Below are 19791 nucleotides of genomic sequence, written 5' to 3'. Positions count from 1 at the left end.
CGTCAATTACAGGTCACCAACATCGTGCGCGTAATTGCGCCAGCCGGGTTCCAGCCGAACGGGTAGTCGTCGGCGTCATCCTTGGCTTCACTGGACCGGGCGATGACCTTGTAACCCCGCCCTTTGCACTCACGCATCGCACGCGCATCGCACTTTTCCCATTTGTTCCCCAAACCCGAGCAGTCGACCTCAATACCGCTGCCGCCCCGCGTCGCATGAGTCTTGGCGCTGGTAGCGGAGCAGCCTGCAAGCGCCAGCACTGCCAGCACTACAATAAACCTGTTCATTCAACCCCTTATTGAATCGGCAATGTGGAACAGTTAAAGACTATAGCCACTTGTGACCTTGCGACGTACGCGTTAGTTCTGGGTATTTGATTCACTTGATTTCAGAACTGACAGAAAGCGCCTGGTCGGTCATTGCCCTGTCTCTATGTCATTCATACAACGCTTTGAAGCGCCCTATCCAGAAAGGTGCATGCTCCTCTCCGACCCCGCGTCTCGACGGCGCGCGCATCCCGATTCGTGCGCGACCAAATCCACCACACATAGGACGACTATAGACAGTCGTAAGCCGCGTTACATGCGAATCGACATCGCCTATGCATGCACGGACATCGCGTACCTTCGGAAGATCAGCGCAGCAGCGCCGCTGACGCCATCGGGTAGCAAGCCCTTACGATGAGAAGCCAGCAAAAAGCGCACCTACATCGCTCAGAAGGTATAATTCAAGCTAATCCGGTCCGCATTTTCACAACGAACGCCAAAGGGATGCAGCAGCAATGACGTTATTTAAACCTGCTAAACCAATTAAAAAAAATAGCAGGGTGAACAATAAAACCATATCCGATACGCCCCACTCAAAGTACCCCACTCAATTAGTGGCTTATGCAATACTCTTGGGAATTTGCATTCTATTATTTGAGCCTCTTATCAGCACTCTGTCTGCAAACGCGTACGACTATGTGACCCATTTGAAGTGGGCAGGCGACATGGAGAATGGTCAAAAACTGATACTGCCTCACCCGCTATATCATCTGCTGGCCATCTTCACCAAAAAAACATTTGCCATCAGCTACCCTCAGTCGTCAACACTGGTCATAGTACTTTCAATATTTTTCCTTGCTGCTTTAAATTACAATATCCTGAAAGCATATACGTCCATGTTGACCGCTATATTTTTCTCGGTCTGCCTGCTCATCATTACACCTTTACAACTTTTCTTCGCTATTGATCAACATCTTTACTTCGGCTACATAGGAATAAGCATTTATCACAGCCCTACCATGCTGCTGCTGAAGCCTCTATCGCTCCTGGCGTTCTGTTATACACTCAAGTCTGTAGACAACGCGCAACACAACACGCTAACCAACGGGCTCGCACTTGCTTTAGCCTTGTTTCTCAGTGGGATTTCAAAGCCAAGTTTCTTGATGATCGTGCTCCCCGCCTTTGTACTTTTTCTGCTGATCACCCGCCAACTCAGGTCAGTACTTATGAGCAAGTATATCTATCTCGCGTTTTTTCTTCCCATCATCAGTTTGCTAGGCCTGCAGTTTTTTCAAACGTTTTTCTTCCAGGATCTCTCCCAAGGCACCGGCACTCCTGAAAGCCATATTGTTGTTCTACCCTTCGAGACAATGGCTCACTATTCGGACTTCCTATTTCCGAAGCTGATTTTATCGATAGCGTTTCCGCTGCTGACTTTTTTATTCTACCCAAGAGCTTTCCTACAAGACAAAGCGGTCGTTTTTTCCTGCTGCTGCCTGTTGATGGGTTTGGTGCTGACCTATCTCTTCGCAGAAAGTGGATCAAGAATGTACGATGGAAACTTCTGGTGGAGCGGGCAAATAGGGCTCTATCTGGTATTCCTTTTCTCTGTCGCTTTTTTATTTAAAAACAGACAAAATCTGACGATTCGCAACGTAGATAAAGTAAAGTACTCACTCTGTCTCACGCTGTTTTTCTTGCATGCACTTTTTGGAATATTCTTTTACAAGCAAGAGCTTTTTTTTAATGCGAAATTTTGGTAACCATTTGTTCACCCCACACACTAACAAGACCAAAATATTATGATAGCAAAATTGACGCTACCTCATATCTCGGTGATCGTTCCCGTTTACAAAGCTGAAAACTCACTCGACGAGCTTTACTTACGTCTAAAATCCGCCCTCGAGGAAATCTCATTCGATTTCGAAATCGTATTGGTAGAAGACTGCGGGGGTGATCGCTCATGGCAAATGATAGAGCGCCTCGCCGAGGCAGACCCAAGAGTACGTGGCATCCAGTTGAGTCGAAATTTTGGCCAACACTATGGAATCACGGCAGGCCTGGATGCTTGCCGAGGCAAATGGGTCGTTGTGATGGATTGCGACCTTCAGGATCGCCCTGAGGAAATTCCTCGTCTCTATGACAAGGCGCAAGAAGGTTACGATATTGTTTTGGCCTTGAGAGGCAAACGAAGTGATCCGCTTCTTAAGAGAGCCACCTCTTGGCTGTTCTACAAAACGTTCAGCTATCTGGCTGACTTTGAATATAATGGCGATAGCGGAAACTTTCGTATCATGTCGCGAAAAGTAGTCGATAACCTCTGCCAGATGCGTGAGCAACTTCGATTTTTTGGCGCACTGGTTCATTGGACAGGCTTTTCCAGCACCGGGATCGAAGTCTTGCATGCAGAACGCTTGGACGGGAAAAGTACCTATACATTTTCAAAGCTCTGGAACTTGGCAATGGAGACAATAATTGCCTACTCAGACAAACCGCTTCGGCTTGCAGTAAAGCTAGGCTTCGCCATGGCGGCATTGGCATTTATCTATGGGGCATACCTCATTTTCACCACAATGCTACACGGAGCCGTTGTACAAGGCTGGACCAGTCTGATGGTTTCTACGTTCTTTATTGGTGGCATTGTCATTTCAATCCAGGGCATTGTTGGCATCTATGTCGGTAAAACCTTTGACCAGACCAAAAACCGCCCCCTGTATATTGTAGGACGTAAAACATTCGATTTACCTGAAGACACATTTGGCGCGCGCGCACAAACATCTCGATCTACATTAAGCCTCGAAAAAGAATGAAGGCCAAAATGAGCTTTTTTGCCTCACCCGCTTTTTTACAGTTGATACGTTATGGGATTGTTGGTCTGACCAATAACGCCCTGCTTTACCTGGGCTACTTATTGCTCGTGTATTGCGGAAGTGGTGAAAAGCTGGCGATGACGCTGATTTATATAATAGGTGTTCTCACCAGTTATACGTTTAATTACAGATGGACGTTTTCTCAGAGAAAGAATCGAGGCGCTTTGATTCGATATATACAGATGCATTTAACCGGGTATCTCATAAACTTTATACTTCTGTATCTACTAGTCGACAAGTTACTTTACCCTCATCAACTTGTTCAAATTTTTGCAATCATAGTTGTCGCTTTTTTTGGTTTTTTCACATGCAAGTACTTCGTCTTTCGTGAAAAATCGGCCCGCGAATAAATCCATCGTTCAAGCAAGGCGTGCCAGCGCTATTCACTGGAGCGCTACTGGATTACAAACTGCAAGTCTCATCAGACTGAACCAACAGGCACAAAAAAGGGCGACCGAAGTCGCCCTTTTTCTACAGCCTTACAGAACTTAGTTCTGCTTAGCCATTGCTTCGCGCAGCAGGGAGGCCATGGTGGTCTCGCCAGTTGCAGCTGCCGGAGTTTCTTTCAGACTCTGGATAGCTTCTTTCTCTTCCACTTCGTCTTTCGACTTGATGGAGAGTTGGATTACGCGGCTCTTGCGGTCAACGCTGATGATCTTGGCTTCTACTTCCTGGCCTTCTTTCAGAACGTTGCGCGCGTCTTCAACGCGGTCACGGCTGATTTCGGAGGCTTTCAGAGTCGCTTCGATATCGTCGGCCAGGGTGATGATGGCGCCTTTGGCGTCAACTTCTTTCACTGTACCTTTAACGATGGCGCCTTTGTCGTTCTCTTGTACGTACTCGGAGAACGGATCGCTTTCCAGTTGCTTGATGCCCAGGGAGATGCGCTCGCGCTCTGGGTCAACCGACAGGATAACGGTGTCCAGCTCGTCGCCCTTCTTGAAACGACGAACAGCTTCTTCGCCAACTTCGTTCCAGGAGATGTCGGACAGGTGAACCAGGCCGTCGATGCCGCCGTCCAGACCAATGAAGATACCGAAATCGGTGATCGACTTGATGGTGCCGGAGATTTTATCGCCCTTGTTGAACTGGCCAGAGAAATCTTCCCATGGGTTAGATTTGCACTGCTTGATGCCCAGGGAGATACGACGACGCTCTTCGTCGATGTCCAGAACCATAACTTCCACTTCGTCGCCGACTTGTACGACTTTCGAAGGGTGGATGTTCTTGTTGGTCCAGTCCATTTCGGAAACGTGTACCAGGCCTTCCACGCCTTCTTCCAGCTCAGCGAAGCAGCCGTAGTCGGTCAGGTTGGTAACACGCGCGGTCACGCGGGTGCTTTCTGGGTAACGGGCTTTGATAGCGACCCATGGATCTTCACCCAGTTGCTTCAGGCCCAGGGAAACACGGTTGCGTTCGCGATCGTATTTCAGAACCTTGACATCGATCTCGTCGCCAACGTTGACGATTTCCGATGGATGCTTGATACGCTTCCAAGCCATGTCGGTAATGTGCAGCAGGCCATCGACGCCACCCAGATCGACGAATGCGCCGTAATCGGTGAGGTTCTTGACGATACCTTTGACTTGTTGGCCTTCCTGCAGGGATTCCAGCAGAGCTTCACGCTCGGCGGAGTTCTCTGCTTCCAGGACGCTGCGACGGGAAACGACAACGTTGTTGCGTTTCTGGTCGAGCTTGATGACCTTGAATTCGAGTTCTTTGCCTTCCAGGTGCGTGGTGTCACGCACAGGACGAACGTCGACCAAAGAACCTGGCAGGAACGCACGGATGCCGTTAACGTCGACAGTGAAGCCGCCTTTAACCTTACCGTTGATAACGCCCTTGACCACTTCTTCAGCTGCGAAGGCTGCTTCGAGAACAATCCAGCATTCAGCGCGCTTGGCTTTTTCACGGGACAGCTTGGTTTCACCGAAACCGTCTTCAACCGAGTCCAGAGCAACGTGAACTTCGTCACCAACATTGATTGTCAGATCACCAGCATCGTTGTAGAACTGTTCCAGCGGGATCAGAGCTTCAGACTTCAGACCAGCGTGAACGGTTACCCAGCGAGCTTGGTAATCGATATCAACGATAACACCGGTGATGATGGAGCCTGCCTGAAGGTTCAGGGTTTTTAGGCTTTCTTCAAAGAGTTCCGCAAAGCTTTCGCTCATTTTAATTCCTGTTGATAAGGGCGAAGAATACGCCCATCTCCACACCCCAGACGGTATGGGTCAGTTTCAATTAGAAGAAGCACCGCAGGACTATGACTGGTCCCCTGCAGCCTTCTTGGTCACCCGGCGATATCGCGAATGGCGATCTCGCTCATGATGCGTTCCAGCACCTGCTCGATGGACAACTCCGTGGAATCCAGCTGTATGGCGTCAGCCGCCGGCTTGAGCGGGGCTACCGCACGCTGGGTATCACGCTCATCGCGTGCACGGATCTCATCTAGCAGACTCGACAGACTAACACCATCGACTTTGCCCTTCAACTGCAAGTAACGGCGGCGAGCACGTTCCTCGGCGCTGGCGGTCAGGAAAATCTTCAGCGGCGCCTCGGGAAACACCACCGTGCCCATGTCACGGCCGTCGGCGACCAGGCCCGGCGGCTCCTGAAACGCGCGCTGGCGCTGCAGCAATGCGTCACGCACGGCGGGCAACGCGGCAACCTGGGAGGCCCAGGAACCGACTTGCTCGTTACGCAGGTCGTCGGTCACGTCGTCCCCTTCGAGGATGATCCGCTGGGGATGACCTTCCGTCGCGCCGACGAACTGGACGTCAAGGTGCGCCGCCAGCAGCTTCAGGGATTCTTCGTTGGTCAGGTCGACGCCATGGTTGCGCGCAGCGAAGGCCAGCAGGCGATACAGCGCGCCGGAATCGAGCAGGCACCAGCCGAGACGCTTGGCCAGGATGCCGGCGATCGTGCCTTTGCCCGAGCCGCTTGGCCCATCGATGGTAATCACCGGTGCTTTGATATTCACAATTGAGCCTCTTGGGCTACACGCATGCCAACATGGGCACACAGTGTAAGAAAGTTCGGAAAAGATGTAGCGACGTTAGCGCAGTCACGGATACGAATCGGCGCCGCCGCTCGCAACGACGCCACGCTCAATGCCATGGCGATGCGGTGATCGCCATGGGCATGCACGTCGCCGCCGCCTATCGGGCCGCCATCAATGATAATCCCATCAGATGTCGGTTCACACTTCACACCCAGCGCCAGCAGACCGTCGGCCATGACCTGGATGCGATCGGATTCCTTCACCCGCAGCTCCTCGGCACCGCGCAACACGGTGCGCCCCTCCGCGCAGGCGGCGGCGACGAACAGCACGGGAAATTCATCGATCGCCAGCGGCACCAGCGCTTCGGGAATCTCGATGCCTTTGAGCACAGCGGCGCGTACACGCAAGTCGGCCACCGGCTCGCCACCCACTTCACGCGGGTTTTCCAGGGTAATGTCCGCGCCCATCAGGCGCAGAATATCGATCACCCCGGTGCGGGTCGGATTGATACCGACATGTTCGAGCAACAACTCGGAACCCTCGGCAATCGTGGCCGCCACCAGGAAAAATGCCGAGGAGGAAATATCCCCCGGCACTTCTATATGGGTAGCGGTCAACGTATGCCCGGATTCGACCGACGCCGTCGCGCCCTCCACGGTCACCGGGTAACCAAAACCGCGCAGCATGCGCTCGGTGTGGTCGCGAGTCGGTGCAGGCTCGGTCACTGCGGTTTTACCTTCGGCATACAGTCCGGCCAGCAACACACAGGATTTCACCTGGGCACTGGCCATCGGCAGTACATAATTGATGCCTTTGAGTGCCTGGCCACCGCGGATGGTCAGCGGCGGGCACCCTTGCGGTCCGGTCTCGATCACTGCACCCATGTCCCGCAACGGCTTGGCCACGCGGCTCATCGGGCGCCTGGACAGCGAGGCATCGCCCGTCAGCACGCTGTCGAAGCGCTGTGCCGCCAGCAACCCGGACAACAGGCGCATGGAGGTGCCGGAATTGCCCAGGTAGATCGGCCCCGGCGCCGGTTTCAAGCCATGCAAGCCCACACCATGAATCGTCACGCGGCCGTGGTGCGGCCCTTCAATCACCACGCCCATGTCGCGAAATGCCTGCAAGGTCGCCAGGGCGTCCTCACCTTCAAGGAAGCCTTCCACTTCGGTCACGCCATCAGCCAATGAGCCCAGCATGATCGAGCGATGGGAGATCGACTTGTCACCCGGCACCCGAATGCGCCCGCTCAAGCGGCCACCTGGACGGGCGATGAAGGTCAGTTCGTCGGCATCCACTGCGGTTTCCATATAGGCGCGCCGCGCCAGGATCTTGCTGAAGTGTTCACGCGCCACCCGCGCACGGGTGAACACGCCCAAGAGTTGATGGCCATCGCCTGCATCCACGGCGTCGCGCAAGGCGTCGAGGTCGCTGCGGAAGGTATCGAGGGTACGCAACACCGCTTCACGATTGGCGAGGAAGATGTCGTGCCACATCACCGGGTCGCTGCCGGCAATCCGCGTGAAGTCGCGGAAGCCGCCGGCGGCATAGCGGAAAATCTCCAGGTTCTCGTTGCGCTTGGCCAATGAATCCACCAGGCCGAATGCCAACAGATGAGGCAGATGGCTGGTCGCCGCCAGCACTTCGTCGTGACGCTCGACCTGCATATGCTCCACATCCGCGCCCAACTCGCGCCACAACCGGTCCACCACGGCCAAGGCCGCAGGATCGGTCTGCGCAAGCGGCGTCAGGATCACTTTGTGCCGACGAAACAGCTGGGCGTTGGACGCCTCCACCCCACTCTGCTCGGAGCCGGCAATCGGATGGCCGGGCACGAAACGCGGTGGCATTTCACCAAACGCCAGTTGCGCGGCGCGCACCACGTTGCCCTTGGCGCTGCCGACATCCGTGAGGATCGCGTGGCCCAAATCCAGGCCGGCCAAAATCGCCAACAGCTTTTCCATGGCCAGGATCGGCACGGCCAGTTGGATCACGTCGGCGCCCTGGCACGCGATGGCCAGGTCCGCCTCGCAGCGATCCACCACCCCCAGTTCCACCGCCAGCTTGCGCGATTGCGGGTCCAGGTCCACGCCGACCACTTCGCCGCACAGGCCGCTCTCGCGCAGGCCTTTGGCGAAGGATCCACCGATCAACCCAAGACCGACCACCACCAGGCGACCGATCATAGGCACAGCAGGTTGCAGTGCAGTGAAATCAACCACGAGCCAGAACCTTGGCCAACGCCTCCAGGAAGCGGCTGTTCTCAGCCGGCAAACCGATGGTGACGCGCAGGTGATTGGGCATGCCGTAATTGGCCACCGGGCGCACGATCACGCCTTCGCGCAGCAAACCCTGAAAGACCGGGGCGGCTACCTGGCCGAGGTCGACGCAGATAAAGTTGCCCCTGGACGCAATCCAGCCCAGGCCCAACTCGCGAAAACCGTCCTGCAATTGCTGCATGCCGCGCTCGTTGAGGCGACGGCTTTCCTCGAGGTAATCGGCATCGTTCAACGCCGCGCAGGCCGCCGCCAGGGCCAGGCTGTTGACGTTGAACGGTTGGCGCACGCGGTTCAGCACATCGGCGACTACCGCGCTGGACAAGCCATAGCCAACCCGCAGCGACGCCAGGCCATAGGCCTTGGAGAAGGTGCGCGACACCAGCAGGTTCGGATAGGCCGCCAGGAAGGCCAGGCCATCCGGCAGGTCGCTGCCTTCGGCGTACTCGATATAAGCCTCGTCCAGCACCACGAGGACGTGCTCGGGCACGTCCTGCAGGAATTCGTTCAAGGCCTGCTCATCGAACCAGGTGCCCGTCGGGTTATTCGGGTTGGCGATAAACACCACGCGGGTTTGCGCATCGATTGCGGCCAGCATCGCCGGCAGGTCGTGCCCCCAGTCCTTTGCCGGAATCACCCGTGCATCGGCGCCTACGGCCTGGGTGACGATCGGGTAGACCGCGAATGCATGCTCACTGAACACCGCGTTCAGGCCCGGTGCCAGGTAGGCCCGGCCGACCAGCTCGAGGATGTCGTTGGAGCCGTTGCCCAGGGTCACCTGGTTCAGCTCGACCCGACACTTTTGCGCCAGCAACGACTTGAGGGCAAAGCCGTTGCCGTCGGGATAACGGGTCAGCTCGGCCAACTCTTCCCGAATCGCCGCCAACACTTTGGGGCTCGGGCCCAGCGGGTTTTCGTTACTCGCCAGCTTGACGATTTTGGACGGATCCAGATTCAACTCACGCGCCAACTCGTCCACAGGCTTGCCCGGAACGTAAGGCGAGAGTTGTTGCACGCCCGGCTGCGCCAGGGCGAGGAAGTTGCCACTCATGTCAAAGCCTCACAAAACTGCTTTCGGGTAAGAGCCCAGCACCTTGAGTGCCACGGCCTCCTGGCTGATTTTCTCCAGCACACCTTTGACCAGTGGGTCACGGTGATGCCCGATGAAGTCGATAAAGAACACGTAGGTCCATTTACCGCTGCGCGAAGGACGCGTCTCGATGCGCGTCAGGTCAATCCCGTTGTCGTGGAACGGCACCAGCAGCTCATGCAGCGCACCGGGCTTGTTGCTCATGGAGACGATGATGGAGGTCTTGTCGTCGCCGGTGGGCGGCACTTCCTGGCTGCCGATCATCAGGAAGCGCGTGGAGTTGTCCGGACGGTCCTCGATTTTCTCGGCCAGGCGCGTGAGCCCGTACAGGCCAGCCGCCATATCGCCGGCAATCGCCGCCGAGTTCCACTCGCCCTTGACCCGCTTGGCCGCCTCGGCATTGCTGGAGACCGCCACGCGCTCGACGTTCGGGTAATGCGCATCCAGCCACTTGCGGCACTGGGCCAGGGACTGGGCGTGGGAATAGATACGGCTGATGCTGTCGGTCTTGGTGCTCTCGCCCACCAGCAGATGGTGGTGGATACGCAGTTCGACTTCGCCGCAGATCACCATGTCGTGCTCGAGGAAGCTGTCCAGCGTGTGGTTGACCGCGCCTTCGGTGGAGTTTTCCACCGGCACCACGCCAAAATTCACCGCACCGGCCGCCACTTCGCGGAACACTTCGTCGATCGCCGCCATTGGCTTGCTGATCACGGCATGGCCGAAATGTTTCATGGCCGCCGCTTGGGTGAAGGTGCCTTCCGGGCCGAGGTACGCCACTTTCAGCGGCTGCTCCAGCGCCAGGCACGAGGACATGATTTCACGGAACAACCGCGCCATCTCTTCGTTGCCCAGCGGGCCCTTGTTGCGCTCCATCACGCGCTTGAGCACCTGGGCCTCACGCTCGGGCCGGTAGAACACCGGCACCTCGCCTTCCGCCAGGGACGCCATTTTCACCCGGGCCACTTCCTGGGCGCAGCGTGCGCGCTCGCTGATCAGCTCGAGGACTTTCTCGTCCAGGCTGTCGATGCGTACCCGCAGGGCCTTGAGTTCTTGCTCAGACATTAGCCGTGTTCCTTTTCGAACTCTGCCATGTAGGCAACCAGCGCGTTGATGGCGTGGATGTCGACGGCGTTGTAGATGGAGGCGCGCATGCCACCGACCGAACGGTGACCCTTGAGGTTCAGCAGGCCGCGCTCGTCGGCACCGGCCAGGAACGGCTTGTCCAGGCGGTCGTCAGCCAGGCGGAATGGCACGTTCATCCATGAGCGATTGGCGAGGTTGATCGGGTTGCTGTACAGGCCGCTGGCGTCGATGAAGTCGTACAGGGTGCGCTTCTTCACTTCGTTGAGCTTGCCCATGGCAGCCACGCCGCCCTGCTCCTTGAGCCATTCGAACACCAGGCCGGACAGGTACCAGGCGAATGCCGGCGGGGTGTTGTACATCGAGCCATTATCGGCCGCGACCTTGTAGTTGAGCATGGTCGGGCACACCGAGCGCGCGCGGCCGAGCAGGTCTTCGCGGATGATATTGACCAGGATGCCGCTCGGGCCGATGTTTTTCTGCGCGCCGGCGTAGATCATGCCGTACTTGGACACATCGATGGGGCGCGAGAGGATGTCCGAGGACATGTCGCACACCAGTGGGACATCGCCCACTTGCGGCACCCAGTCGAATTGCAGGCCGCCGATGGTTTCATTGGCGACGTAGTGCACGTAGGCCGCATCCTTGGACAGATTCCATTCGTTCTGACCAGGAATGGCGAAGTAGTCATAAGGCTTGGCGGTGCCTGCCACATTGACATGACCGTAGCGGGAGGCTTCTTCAATGGCCTTCTGACCCCAGATACCGGTGTCGATATAGTCGGCCGTGCCGCCTTCGGGCAGCAGGTTCAGCGGGATCTGGGCGAACTGCTGGCTCGCGCCGCCCTGCAGGAACAGCACTTTGTAGTGGGAGGGGATGTCCAGCAAGTCGCGCAGATCCTGCTCGGCCTTGGTGGCGATGGACACGAACTCATCGCTGCGATGGCTCATTTCCATCACGGAGAGGCCTTTTCCATGCCAGTCGAGGAGTTCAGCCTGCGCGCGCTGCAGGACTACTTCAGGAAGCGCCGCGGGACCGGCACAGAAGTTATAGGCTCTCTTGCTCACATCCAATCTCTCTGATCTGGTGGGACTGAAATCAAACACTGCTGGGGCGAGCTTGCTCGCGAAAAACCCGATAGCGCAAGGGCGTATCAGGCAGCCCGCGTCATCGTTGGCGATTTTCGCGAGCAAGCTAGCTCCTACAGGGGGCGGCGTTATATTTCAAAGGGGACAAACAACAAGGGGGCGAATCTTCATCCCCCCCCTGTGTGTCCGCTTATTCCTGCGGTTCTTCTTCGTCTGCGGCAGCATCGAGGGTTGGCTCGTCGACGTTGTCATCGCCGGCTGCGATCACCTCGCCGTCGAATTCCTCACCTTCGAGCGCTTCGCCCTCAACTTCCGAAGGCTCCTGCACACGCTCAAGGCCGACCAGTTTTTCATCCTTGGCCAGCTTGATCAGGGTCACGCCCTGGGTGTTACGGCCCAGGCTCGATACTTCCGCCACGCGGGTACGGACCAGGGTGCCCTGGTCGGAAATCAACATGATCTCCTCGCCGTCGAGCACCTGCACCGCGCCGACCAGACGGCCGTTGCGGTCGTTGCTGACCATGGCAATCACGCCCTGGCCGCCACGCTTGTACTCCGGGAACTCGCTGATGGCGGTGCGCTTGCCGTAGCCACGCTCGGACGCGGTAAGGATCTGGCTGCCTTCTTCCGGGATCAACATGGAGATCAGCTTCTGCCCTTCCGGCAGGCGCATGCCGCGCACGCCGCGGGCGGTACGGCCCATGGCGCGAACGTCGGACTCCTTGAAGCGCGTGACCTTGCCGCCGTCGGAGAACAGCATGACTTCGCGCTCGCCATCGGTGATCGCGGCAGAGATCAGCACGTCGCCTTCATCCAGTTCCAGGGCGATCAGGCCCACACTGCGTTGACGGCTGAAGGATTCCAGCGGGGTCTTCTTCACGGTGCCCATGGCGGTGGCCATGAAGATGAAGTGACCTTCGGTGTATTCCTCGACCGGCAGCATGGTGGTGATGTATTCATCACTGTCCAGCGGCAGCAGGTTGACCAGTGGACGCCCACGGGCGGCACGGGAGGCTTCCGGGATTTCGTAGGTTTTCAGCCAGTACACCTTGCCCTTGCTGGAGAACAGCAGCAGCGTGGTGTGGCTGTTGGCGACCAGCAGGTGAGCGATGTAGTCCTCATCCTTGACGCCGGTAGCCGATTTACCTTTACCGCCACGACGCTGGGCCTGGTACGCCGCCAACGGCTGGGTCTTGGCGTAGCCACCGTGGGAGATGGTCACCACACGCTCTTCTTCCGGGATCATGTCACCCAGGGTCAGGTCGAGGCGCGCATCGAGGATTTCGGTGCGGCGTACGTCGCCGTATTCGGCGCGGATCACTTCGAGTTCTTCGCGGATCACTTCCATCAGGCGCACGGCGCTGTTGAGGATGCGGATCAACTCGCCAATCTGGTTGAGAATCTCCTGGTACTCGGCCAGCAGCTTCTCGTGCTCCAGCCCGGTCAGACGGTGCAGGCGCAGTTCCAGGATGGCCTGGGCCTGTTCCGGCGACAGGAAATACTTGCCGTCACGCAGGCCGTATTGCGGGTCCAGGGTCTCGGGGCGGCAGGAATCAGCGCCGGCGCGTTCAACCATGGCCACCACGGCGCTGGATTCCCACGGCATCTTGATCAGGGCTTCCTTGGCTTCCGACGGCGTCGGCGATGCCTTGATCAGGGCGATTACCGGGTCGATGTTCGACAGCGCAACCGCCTGGCCTTCCAGGATGTGGCCGCGCTCGCGGGCCTTGCGCAATTCGAACACGGTACGACGGGTGACCACTTCACGGCGGTGACGTACGAAGGCTTCCAGCAGATCCTTGAGGTTCAGGATGCGTGGGCGGCCATCGATCAGGGCAACCACGTTGATACCAAACACGCTTTGCAGCTGGGTCTGGGCGTAGAGGTTGTTGAGGATCACCTCGGGCACTTCGCCACGACGCAGCTCGATGACTACGCGCATACCGTCCTTGTCGGACTCGTCGCGCAGTTCGGTGATGCCTTCGAGCTTCTTCTCTTTAACCAGCTCGGCAATCTTCTCGATCAGACGCGCTTTGTTCAGCTGGTACGGGAGTTCGGTGATGACGATCTGCTGGCGGCCACCGACCTTGTCGATGTCCTCGATGATCGAGCGGGCGCGCATGTAAATGCGCCCGCGACCGGTGCGGTAGGCTTCGATGATGCCGGCGCGACCGTTGATGATCGCGGCGGTCGGGAAGTCCGGGCCGGGGATGTATTGCATCAGCTCATCGACGGTCAGCTCGGGGTTGTCGATGAGGGCCAGACAACCGTCGATGACTTCACCGAGGTTGTGCGGCGGGATGTTGGTGGCCATGCCCACGGCGATACCGCTGGAACCGTTGACCAGCAGGTTGGGAATACGGGTGGGCATGACGGCCGGGATCATTTCGGTGCCGTCGTAGTTCGGCACCCAGTCCACGGTTTCTTTATGCAGATCGGCCAGCAGTTCGTGCGCCAGCTTGGTCATGCGCACTTCGGTGTATCGCATGGCCGCGGCGTTGTCGCCGTCGACCGAACCGAAGTTGCCCTGGCCGTCTACCAGCAGGTAGCGCAGGGAAAACGGCTGGGCCATCCGAACGATGGTGTCGTACACCGCAGTGTCGCCGTGGGGGTGATACTTACCGATCACGTCACCGACAACACGGGCAGATTTCTTGTACGGCTTGTTCCAGTCGTTACCCAGCTCGCTCATCGCGAACAGCACACGCCGGTGCACGGGCTTCAAGCCGTCGCGCGCATCAGGCAGTGCCCGACCGACAATGACGCTCATCGCGTAGTCGAGGTAGGACTGTTTCAGCTCGTCTTCGATATTGACCGGGAGGATTTCTTTGGCCAGTTCGCCCATGAGAAGCCTGATTCCTTTTTCGGGTGAAACTTCGTTACATCCATTCGGGACGAACAAAGCTCGCCGCTGCCGGCACGGTGCCTGACAACGACTTACGACAAATCAACGAGTTATGACACGGATCTGCACGTTATGGACCACCCCTCGGGGCAGCCCTGGAAACCGCCGGATGTTATCACAATCGCCGCCACGCACCTATCCCCCTGATGCGCATGGAGGCTAGTAATTTGATGAATGACAGGCTTGAGGGGGACGAGAGAGGCTCAGAGGTGGGGTGGTGCTGTTTTTTGAGGGCAAATCCGGGACTTTTATTGACTTTGAGGGCCAATCGGGGGCAAGCCCCCTCCCACACTTGAATTGTGAACACAGTCAAACCTGTGGGAGGGGGCTTGCCCCCGATAGCAATGGCACAGACACCACAGCCCTCAATGCAGCCGCTTACGGCACATCAACCTGGCCAGCTTGGCAGTATCCGGCCGCTCCACCACACCTTTTTCGGTCACGATTACATCAATCAGATCCGCCGGCGTCACATCGAACGCCGGATTAAATACCTGCGCCTCCAACCGCTGGCCATTCACCTCCAGCAACTCAGCGCCGTCACGCTCTTCCAGAGTCACATCATCGCCGGTAGCCATCATCAGATCGACGGTCGAGCTCGGCGCCACCACCATGAAGCGTACGCCGTGGTGCATGGCGCAAACGGCCAGTTGATAGGTACCGATCGTGCTGATCACATCGCCATTGGCCGCGATGCAGTCCGCGCCGACCACCACCCAGGTGACGCCTTTGGTCTTGAGGATATGCGCCCCGGCAGCGTCGGCATTTACCGTGACCGGAACGCCGGCGCCGGCCAACTCCCAGGCGGTCAATCGCGAGCCTTGCAGCCACGGCCGGGTTTCATTGGCATAAACCTGCTCGACCAGGCCTTCCAGGAATGCCGCGCGGATCACCCCGAGGGCCGTGCCGACACCGCCGGAGGCAAGGGCGCCGGCGTTGCCATGGGTCAGGATCGCCTGGGCGTTGCCCTGATGCTTGCGAATGCGCTCGAGGCCCAATTGGGCCATGACCACATTGGCTTCGCGATCGCTCTCATGAATCGCAATGGCTTCGGCTTCCAGCGCCGCCAACGGGTCGGCGTGTTGCTTGAGACGGTCAAGGCGCTCGCGCATGCACTTCAACGCCCAGAACAGGTTGGATGCGGTGGGGCGGGTATCGGCCAGCAATGCGTAGTCTTCTTCCCATGCCGCCTGCCAGTCGTCGCCCTCGGCAATGCGCTGGCGCGCAGCCAGGACCAGGCCGTAGGCCGCACTGATACCAATGGCCGCCGCGCCGCGCACCACCCTCGCGCGAATGGCGGCGGCCACCTCGTCGACGGTTGAGCACGTTACCCAGCTTTCCCGGGCCGGCAATGCACGCTGATCGAGCAGGTGCAGCACGCCATCACGCCACTCGATGGCCTTCACCTTCTCCGCCGCCAACAGTCGGTCGCGCATCCCTTAACCCCGTACTCATGAACAAAAGCCGCCGATTATAGCGATCCGCCCGCCGGGACGCTCGGGTATACTTCGCCCTTCTTTTATAGCTGCCCAGGAAGAAGCCTGCGATGACGCCCACTGCCGCCCCGCTCGACTTATTACTGCTGCCGACCTGGCTGGTACCCGTCGAACCCGCCGGCGTAGTGCTCAAGGAGCATGGCCTGGGTATCCGCGACGGTTGCATCGTGTTTATCGGGCCGCGGGCGGCGGCATTGAAGCTTGAGGCGAACGAAGTGCGCGAACTGCCGGGCATGCTGCTCAGCCCCGGCCTGATCAACGCCCACGGGCATGCGGCGATGAGCCTGTTCCGCGGCCTGGCCGATGACCTGCCATTGATGACCTGGCTGGAAAAACACATCTGGCCCGCCGAGGCCAAGTGGGTCGATGAAGCCTTCGTGCGCGATGGCACCGATCTGGCCATCGCCGAGCAGCTCAAGGGCGGCATCACTTGCTTCTCCGATATGTATTTCTACCCCAAGGTCGCCAGCGATTGCGTGCACAACAGCGGCATGCGCGCGCAGATCGCCATTCCGATCCTGGACTTCCCGATCCCGGGCGCCATCACCGCCGATGAGGCGATTCGCCAAGGCATCGAGCTGTTCGGCGACCTCAAGCATCATCCACGCATCAAGATCACGTTCGGCCCCCACGCGCCTTATACCGTCAACGATGACAACCTGGAAAAGATCCGGATCATCGCTGAAGAGCTGGACGCCGCAATCCATATGCACGTGCACGAAACCGCCTTCGAGGTGCAGCAGGCCGTGGAACAGACGGGCGAGCGGCCACTGGCCCGCCTGGGTCGCCTTGGCTTGCTGGGCCCGCGCTTCCAAGCCGTTCACATGACCCAAATCAGCGAGGAGGACCTGGCTTTGCTGGTAGAAAGCAACACCAGCGTGATCCACTGCCCGGAATCGAACCTGAAACTGGCCAGCGGCTTCTGTCCGGTTGAACGCCTGTGGCAGGCTGGCGTCAATGTGGCTATAGGCACTGACGGCGCCGCCAGCAACAACGACCTTGACCTGTTGGGCGAAACCCGCACCGCCGCGATGCTGGCCAAGGCCGTCGCCGGTTCGGCCACTGCGCTGGACGCCCATCGCGCGCTGCGCATGGCCACCCTCAATGGCGCGCGGGCGATGGGCCTGGACAGCCAGATCGGCTCGCTGGAAGTCGGCAAGGCTGCGGATATCGTCGCCTTCGACCTTTCGGGGCTGGCGCAACAACCGATCTACGACCCGGTCTCACAGCTTATCTACGCCACCGGTCGCGATTGTGTGAAACACCTTTGGGTCGCCGGCAAGCAGTTGCTCGACGACCGACGATTGACCCGCATGGATGAAGCACAGTTGACCGCCACGGCCATTGCCTGGGGCCAACGCATCAGCGGGCACAGCGAATAAACCGATTTATCAGATTCAGAGGATTCACCATGAGCAACGTCGACCACGCCGAAATCGCCAAATTCGAAGCCCTGGCCCACCGCTGGTGGGACCGTGAGAGCGAGTTCAAGCCGCTGCATGACATCAACCCACTGCGGGTCAACTGGATTGACGAACGCGTCAACCTGGCCGGCAAAAAGGTGCTGGACGTCGGTTGCGGCGGTGGCATCCTCAGTGAAGCCATGGCCCAGCGCGGCGCAACCGTCATGGGCATCGACATGGGCGAGGCACCGCTGGCCGTGGCCCAGCTGCACCAGCTGGAATCCGGCGTAAGCGTGGAATACCGCCAGATCACCGCCGAAGCCCTGGCCGAGGAAATGCCCGAACAGTTCGACGTGGTCACCTGCCTTGAAATGCTCGAACACGTGCCGGACCCGTCTTCGGTGATCCGCGCCTGTTTCCGCATGGTCAAGCCCGGCGGCCAGGTGTTCTTCTCCACCATCAACCGCAACCCCAAGGCTTATCTGTTCGCGATCATCGGCGCCGAATACATCATGAAGCTGCTGCCGCGCGGCACCCATGACTTCAAGAAATTCATCCGCCCCTCCGAGCTGGGCGCGTGGAGCCGCCAGGCGGGGCTAACCGTCAAGGACATCATCGGCCTGACCTACAACCCGCTGACCAAGCACTACAAGCTGGCCAACGACGTTGACGTCAACTACATGATCCAGACCCTGCGCGAGGAGTAAGCCTGTGAAGTTGCGAGCGGTTCTCTTCGACATGGACGGTACCCTGCTGGACACCGCGCCGGACTTTATCGCCATCTGCCAGGCCATGCGCGCCGACCGTGGCCTGCCGCCGGTCAACGACCAGCACATCCGCGATGAAATCTCCGGTGGCGCGAAGGCGATGGTCGCCGTGACGTTCTCGATGGACCCGGAGTCGCCAGGTTTCGAAGCGCTGCGCCAGGAATTCCTTGAGCGCTACCTCAAGGACTGCGCGGTGCACAGCAAATTGTTCGACGGTATGGCCGAGCTGCTGGAAGACATCGAGAAGGCCAAGCTGGTCTGGGGCGTGGTCACCAACAAGCCGCTGCGCTTTGCCGAGCCGATCATGCAGCAACTGGGCCTGGCCGAACGCTCGGCCGTGCTGATCTGTCCGGACCACGTGAAGAACAGCAAGCCCGACCCGGAGCCGATGATCCTGGCGTGCAAGATGCTCGACCTCGACCCGGCCAGCGTGTTGTTCGTGGGCGATGATTTGCGTGATATCGAATCCGGTCGCGATGCCGGCACCCGGACGGCGGCAGTTACCTACGGCTATATCCATCCGGACGACAACCCGCGTCACTGGGGGGCGGATGTGGTGGTGGACCACCCATTGGAGCTGCGCAAGGTGCTGGATAGCGCGGTGTGCAGTTGCTGATTTAACTGATCGATGAAGATCCAATATGGGAGCGGGCAAGCCCCCTCCCACAGTTGATCTTCGGCGTTTTCGAATGTGAGGTTATGTATGTTTGATTATTCTGCCCCTCCAGAACTGCTCAAAGGCCGGGTGATCCTGGTCACCGGTGCCGGCCGCGGGATCGGCGCGGCTGCGGCGAAAACCTACGCCGCCCACGGTGCCACCGTGCTGCTGCTGGGCAAGACCGAGGCCAACCTGGCCCAGGTGTATGACGAAATCGAAGCCGCCGGCCAGCCGCAACCGGTGGTGATCCCGTTCAACCTGGAGACCGCCCTGCCCCATCAATACGATGAGCTGGCAGCGATGATCGAAAAGGCATTCGGCCGCCTCGACGGCCTGCTGCACAACGCCTCGATCATCGGACCGCGCACGCCCATCGAACAATTGTCCGGCGAGCACTTCATGCGGGTGATGCACGTCAACGTCAACGCGATGTTCATGCTGACCAGTACCCTGCTGCCGCTGCTAAAGCTGTCCCAGGATGCGTCGGTGGTGTTCACTTCCAGCAGCGTCGGACGCAAGGGCCGCGCGTATTGGGGCGCTTACGGTGTGTCGAAGTTTGCCACTGAAGGCTTGATGCAAACCCTGGCCGACGAGCTGGAAGACGTCGCCGCCGTGCGCGCCAACAGCATCAACCCGGGCGGTACGCGCACCAGCATGCGAGCCCAGGCCTACCCAGGGGAAAACCCGATGGAACGGCCGGCGCCGGAAGAAATCATGCCGGTGTACCTGTACCTGATGGGGCCGGACAGTGCGGGGATCAATGGGCAGGCGTTCGACGCCCAGTAACTCCTGACACAACCTGAAGCAAAATGTGGGAGGGGGCTTGCCCCCGATTGCGGTGGATCAGCCCATGAATCTGTTGGCTGAGACACCGCTATCGGGGGC

The 19791-nt window shown here is 58.7% G+C and carries 16 protein-coding genes; 7 read left to right on the top strand and 9 right to left on the bottom strand.

What is annotated here, in order from left to right:
• Positions 1–2: 2 nt before the first annotated feature.
• Positions 3–287 (bottom strand): hypothetical protein, encoded by a 285-nt coding sequence (locus BFP93_RS14100; RefSeq protein WP_065893582.1) that lies wholly within the window; start codon positions 285–287, stop codon positions 3–5.
• Between the two features lie 494 nt (positions 288–781).
• Between BFP93_RS14100 and BFP93_RS14095 the strand changes: the two genes are divergently transcribed.
• From BFP93_RS14095 to BFP93_RS29690, 3 genes are read left to right on the top strand one after another with little or no spacing between them, the layout of a single operon-like run.
• Positions 782–2029, top strand: coding sequence for a hypothetical protein (locus BFP93_RS14095; RefSeq protein WP_065893581.1), 1248 nt, complete (start codon positions 782–784; stop codon positions 2027–2029).
• Positions 2030–2068: 39 nt separating this feature from the next.
• Positions 2069–3076: a glycosyltransferase family 2 protein gene (locus tag BFP93_RS14090; protein ID WP_083205668.1), complete on the top strand. Its 1008-nt coding sequence runs from the start codon at positions 2069–2071 to the stop codon at positions 3074–3076.
• The gene (locus tag BFP93_RS29690; protein WP_083205667.1) at positions 3073–3486 is read left to right on the top strand and encodes a GtrA family protein; all 414 of its coding nucleotides are present in this window, start codon (positions 3073–3075) and stop codon (positions 3484–3486) included. The genes BFP93_RS14090 and BFP93_RS29690 overlap by 4 nt, the downstream gene beginning before the upstream one ends.
• A gap of 138 nt (positions 3487–3624) precedes the next feature.
• Here the strand turns inward: BFP93_RS29690 and rpsA are convergent, their stop codons facing one another.
• The 8 genes from rpsA to mtnA all read right to left on the bottom strand — a co-directional run bounded on the left by rpsA (position 3625) and on the right by mtnA (position 16018).
• Positions 3625–5310 carry a 30S ribosomal protein S1 gene (gene rpsA, locus BFP93_RS14080; RefSeq protein WP_065886412.1) on the bottom strand — a complete coding sequence of 562 codons (1686 nt, stop codon included), beginning with the start codon at positions 5308–5310 and terminating at the stop codon, positions 3625–3627.
• Positions 5311–5429: 119 nt separating this feature from the next.
• Positions 5430–6119, bottom strand: coding sequence for a (d)CMP kinase (gene cmk, locus BFP93_RS14075; RefSeq protein ID WP_012722932.1), 690 nt, complete (start codon positions 6117–6119; stop codon positions 5430–5432).
• Positions 6116–8326 (bottom strand): bifunctional prephenate dehydrogenase/3-phosphoshikimate 1-carboxyvinyltransferase, encoded by a 2211-nt coding sequence (locus BFP93_RS14070; protein ID WP_065893617.1) that lies wholly within the window; start codon positions 8324–8326, stop codon positions 6116–6118. The genes cmk and BFP93_RS14070 overlap by 4 nt, the downstream gene beginning before the upstream one ends.
• Before the next feature lie 28 nt (positions 8327–8354).
• Positions 8355–9467 (bottom strand): histidinol-phosphate transaminase, encoded by a 1113-nt coding sequence (gene hisC / locus BFP93_RS14065; RefSeq protein WP_065893579.1) that lies wholly within the window; start codon positions 9465–9467, stop codon positions 8355–8357.
• Between the two features lie 9 nt (positions 9468–9476).
• On the bottom strand, positions 9477–10571 hold the full coding sequence (gene pheA / locus BFP93_RS14060; protein ID WP_053132458.1) for a prephenate dehydratase: 1095 nt from the start codon (positions 10569–10571) through the stop codon (positions 9477–9479).
• Complete coding sequence (gene serC / locus BFP93_RS14055) at positions 10571–11656, bottom strand: 3-phosphoserine/phosphohydroxythreonine transaminase (RefSeq protein ID WP_065893578.1); 1086 nt, start codon at positions 11654–11656, stop codon at positions 10571–10573. Before serC ends, pheA begins: the two co-directional genes overlap by 1 nt.
• Positions 11657–11867: 211 nt before the next feature.
• The gene (gene gyrA / locus BFP93_RS14050) at positions 11868–14522 is read right to left on the bottom strand and encodes a DNA gyrase subunit A (RefSeq protein ID WP_065886408.1); all 2655 of its coding nucleotides are present in this window, start codon (positions 14520–14522) and stop codon (positions 11868–11870) included.
• A gap of 425 nt (positions 14523–14947) precedes the next feature.
• The gene (gene mtnA / locus BFP93_RS14045) at positions 14948–16018 is read right to left on the bottom strand and encodes an S-methyl-5-thioribose-1-phosphate isomerase (RefSeq protein ID WP_065893577.1); all 1071 of its coding nucleotides are present in this window, start codon (positions 16016–16018) and stop codon (positions 14948–14950) included.
• Between the two features lie 110 nt (positions 16019–16128).
• Here mtnA and BFP93_RS14040 point away from each other — a divergent pair, with 110 nt between their 5' ends.
• The 4 genes from BFP93_RS14040 (at position 16129) to BFP93_RS14025 (ending at position 19692) form a co-directional block, all read left to right on the top strand.
• On the top strand, positions 16129–17460 hold the full coding sequence (locus BFP93_RS14040) for a TRZ/ATZ family hydrolase (protein WP_065893576.1): 1332 nt from the start codon (positions 16129–16131) through the stop codon (positions 17458–17460).
• Between the two features lie 29 nt (positions 17461–17489).
• Entirely contained in the window at positions 17490–18188 is a 699-nt protein-coding gene (gene ubiG, locus BFP93_RS14035) for a bifunctional 2-polyprenyl-6-hydroxyphenol methylase/3-demethylubiquinol 3-O-methyltransferase UbiG (protein WP_003189760.1), read from the top strand.
• A 4-nt stretch (positions 18189–18192) separates the two neighbouring features.
• Entirely contained in the window at positions 18193–18864 is a 672-nt protein-coding gene (gene mupP, locus BFP93_RS14030; protein WP_065886405.1) for an N-acetylmuramic acid 6-phosphate phosphatase MupP, read from the top strand.
• Between the two features lie 87 nt (positions 18865–18951).
• Positions 18952–19692 carry a YciK family oxidoreductase gene (locus BFP93_RS14025; RefSeq protein ID WP_065893575.1) on the top strand — a complete coding sequence of 247 codons (741 nt, stop codon included), beginning with the start codon at positions 18952–18954 and terminating at the stop codon, positions 19690–19692.
• Positions 19693–19791: the final 99 nt, after the last annotated feature.

Origin of the sequence: Pseudomonas sp. 44 R 15 (genome assembly GCF_900004965.1) — a bacterium.
Taxonomy (GTDB): domain Bacteria; phylum Pseudomonadota; class Gammaproteobacteria; order Pseudomonadales; family Pseudomonadaceae; genus Aquipseudomonas; species Aquipseudomonas orientalis_A.
Note: the sequence above shows the minus strand (reverse complement) of the source record. Positions and strands in the feature narration are given on the sequence as shown.

Coding starts and splice junctions, on each gene's coding strand:
- BFP93_RS14040 (WP_065893576.1), top strand. CDS start 16,129: ATGACGCCCACTGCCGCCCCGCTCGACTTATTACTGCTGCCGACCTGG.
- ubiG (WP_003189760.1), top strand. CDS start 17,490: ATGAGCAACGTCGACCACGCCGAAATCGCCAAATTCGAAGCCCTGGCC.
- BFP93_RS14090 (WP_083205668.1), top strand. CDS start 2,069: ATGATAGCAAAATTGACGCTACCTCATATCTCGGTGATCGTTCCCGTT.
- rpsA (WP_065886412.1), bottom strand. CDS start 5,310: ATGAGCGAAAGCTTTGCGGAACTCTTTGAAGAAAGCCTAAAAACCCTG.
- BFP93_RS14070 (WP_065893617.1), bottom strand. CDS start 8,326: ATGATCGGTCGCCTGGTGGTGGTCGGTCTTGGGTTGATCGGTGGATCC.
- pheA (WP_053132458.1), bottom strand. CDS start 10,571: ATGTCTGAGCAAGAACTCAAGGCCCTGCGGGTACGCATCGACAGCCTG.
- BFP93_RS29690 (WP_083205667.1), top strand. CDS start 3,073: ATGAAGGCCAAAATGAGCTTTTTTGCCTCACCCGCTTTTTTACAGTTG.
- BFP93_RS14025 (WP_065893575.1), top strand. CDS start 18,952: ATGTTTGATTATTCTGCCCCTCCAGAACTGCTCAAAGGCCGGGTGATC.
- hisC (WP_065893579.1), bottom strand. CDS start 9,467: ATGAGTGGCAACTTCCTCGCCCTGGCGCAGCCGGGCGTGCAACAACTC.
- BFP93_RS14095 (WP_065893581.1), top strand. CDS start 782: ATGACGTTATTTAAACCTGCTAAACCAATTAAAAAAAATAGCAGGGTG.
- mtnA (WP_065893577.1), bottom strand. CDS start 16,018: ATGCGCGACCGACTGTTGGCGGCGGAGAAGGTGAAGGCCATCGAGTGG.
- BFP93_RS14100 (WP_065893582.1), bottom strand. CDS start 287: ATGAACAGGTTTATTGTAGTGCTGGCAGTGCTGGCGCTTGCAGGCTGC.
- gyrA (WP_065886408.1), bottom strand. CDS start 14,522: ATGGGCGAACTGGCCAAAGAAATCCTCCCGGTCAATATCGAAGACGAG.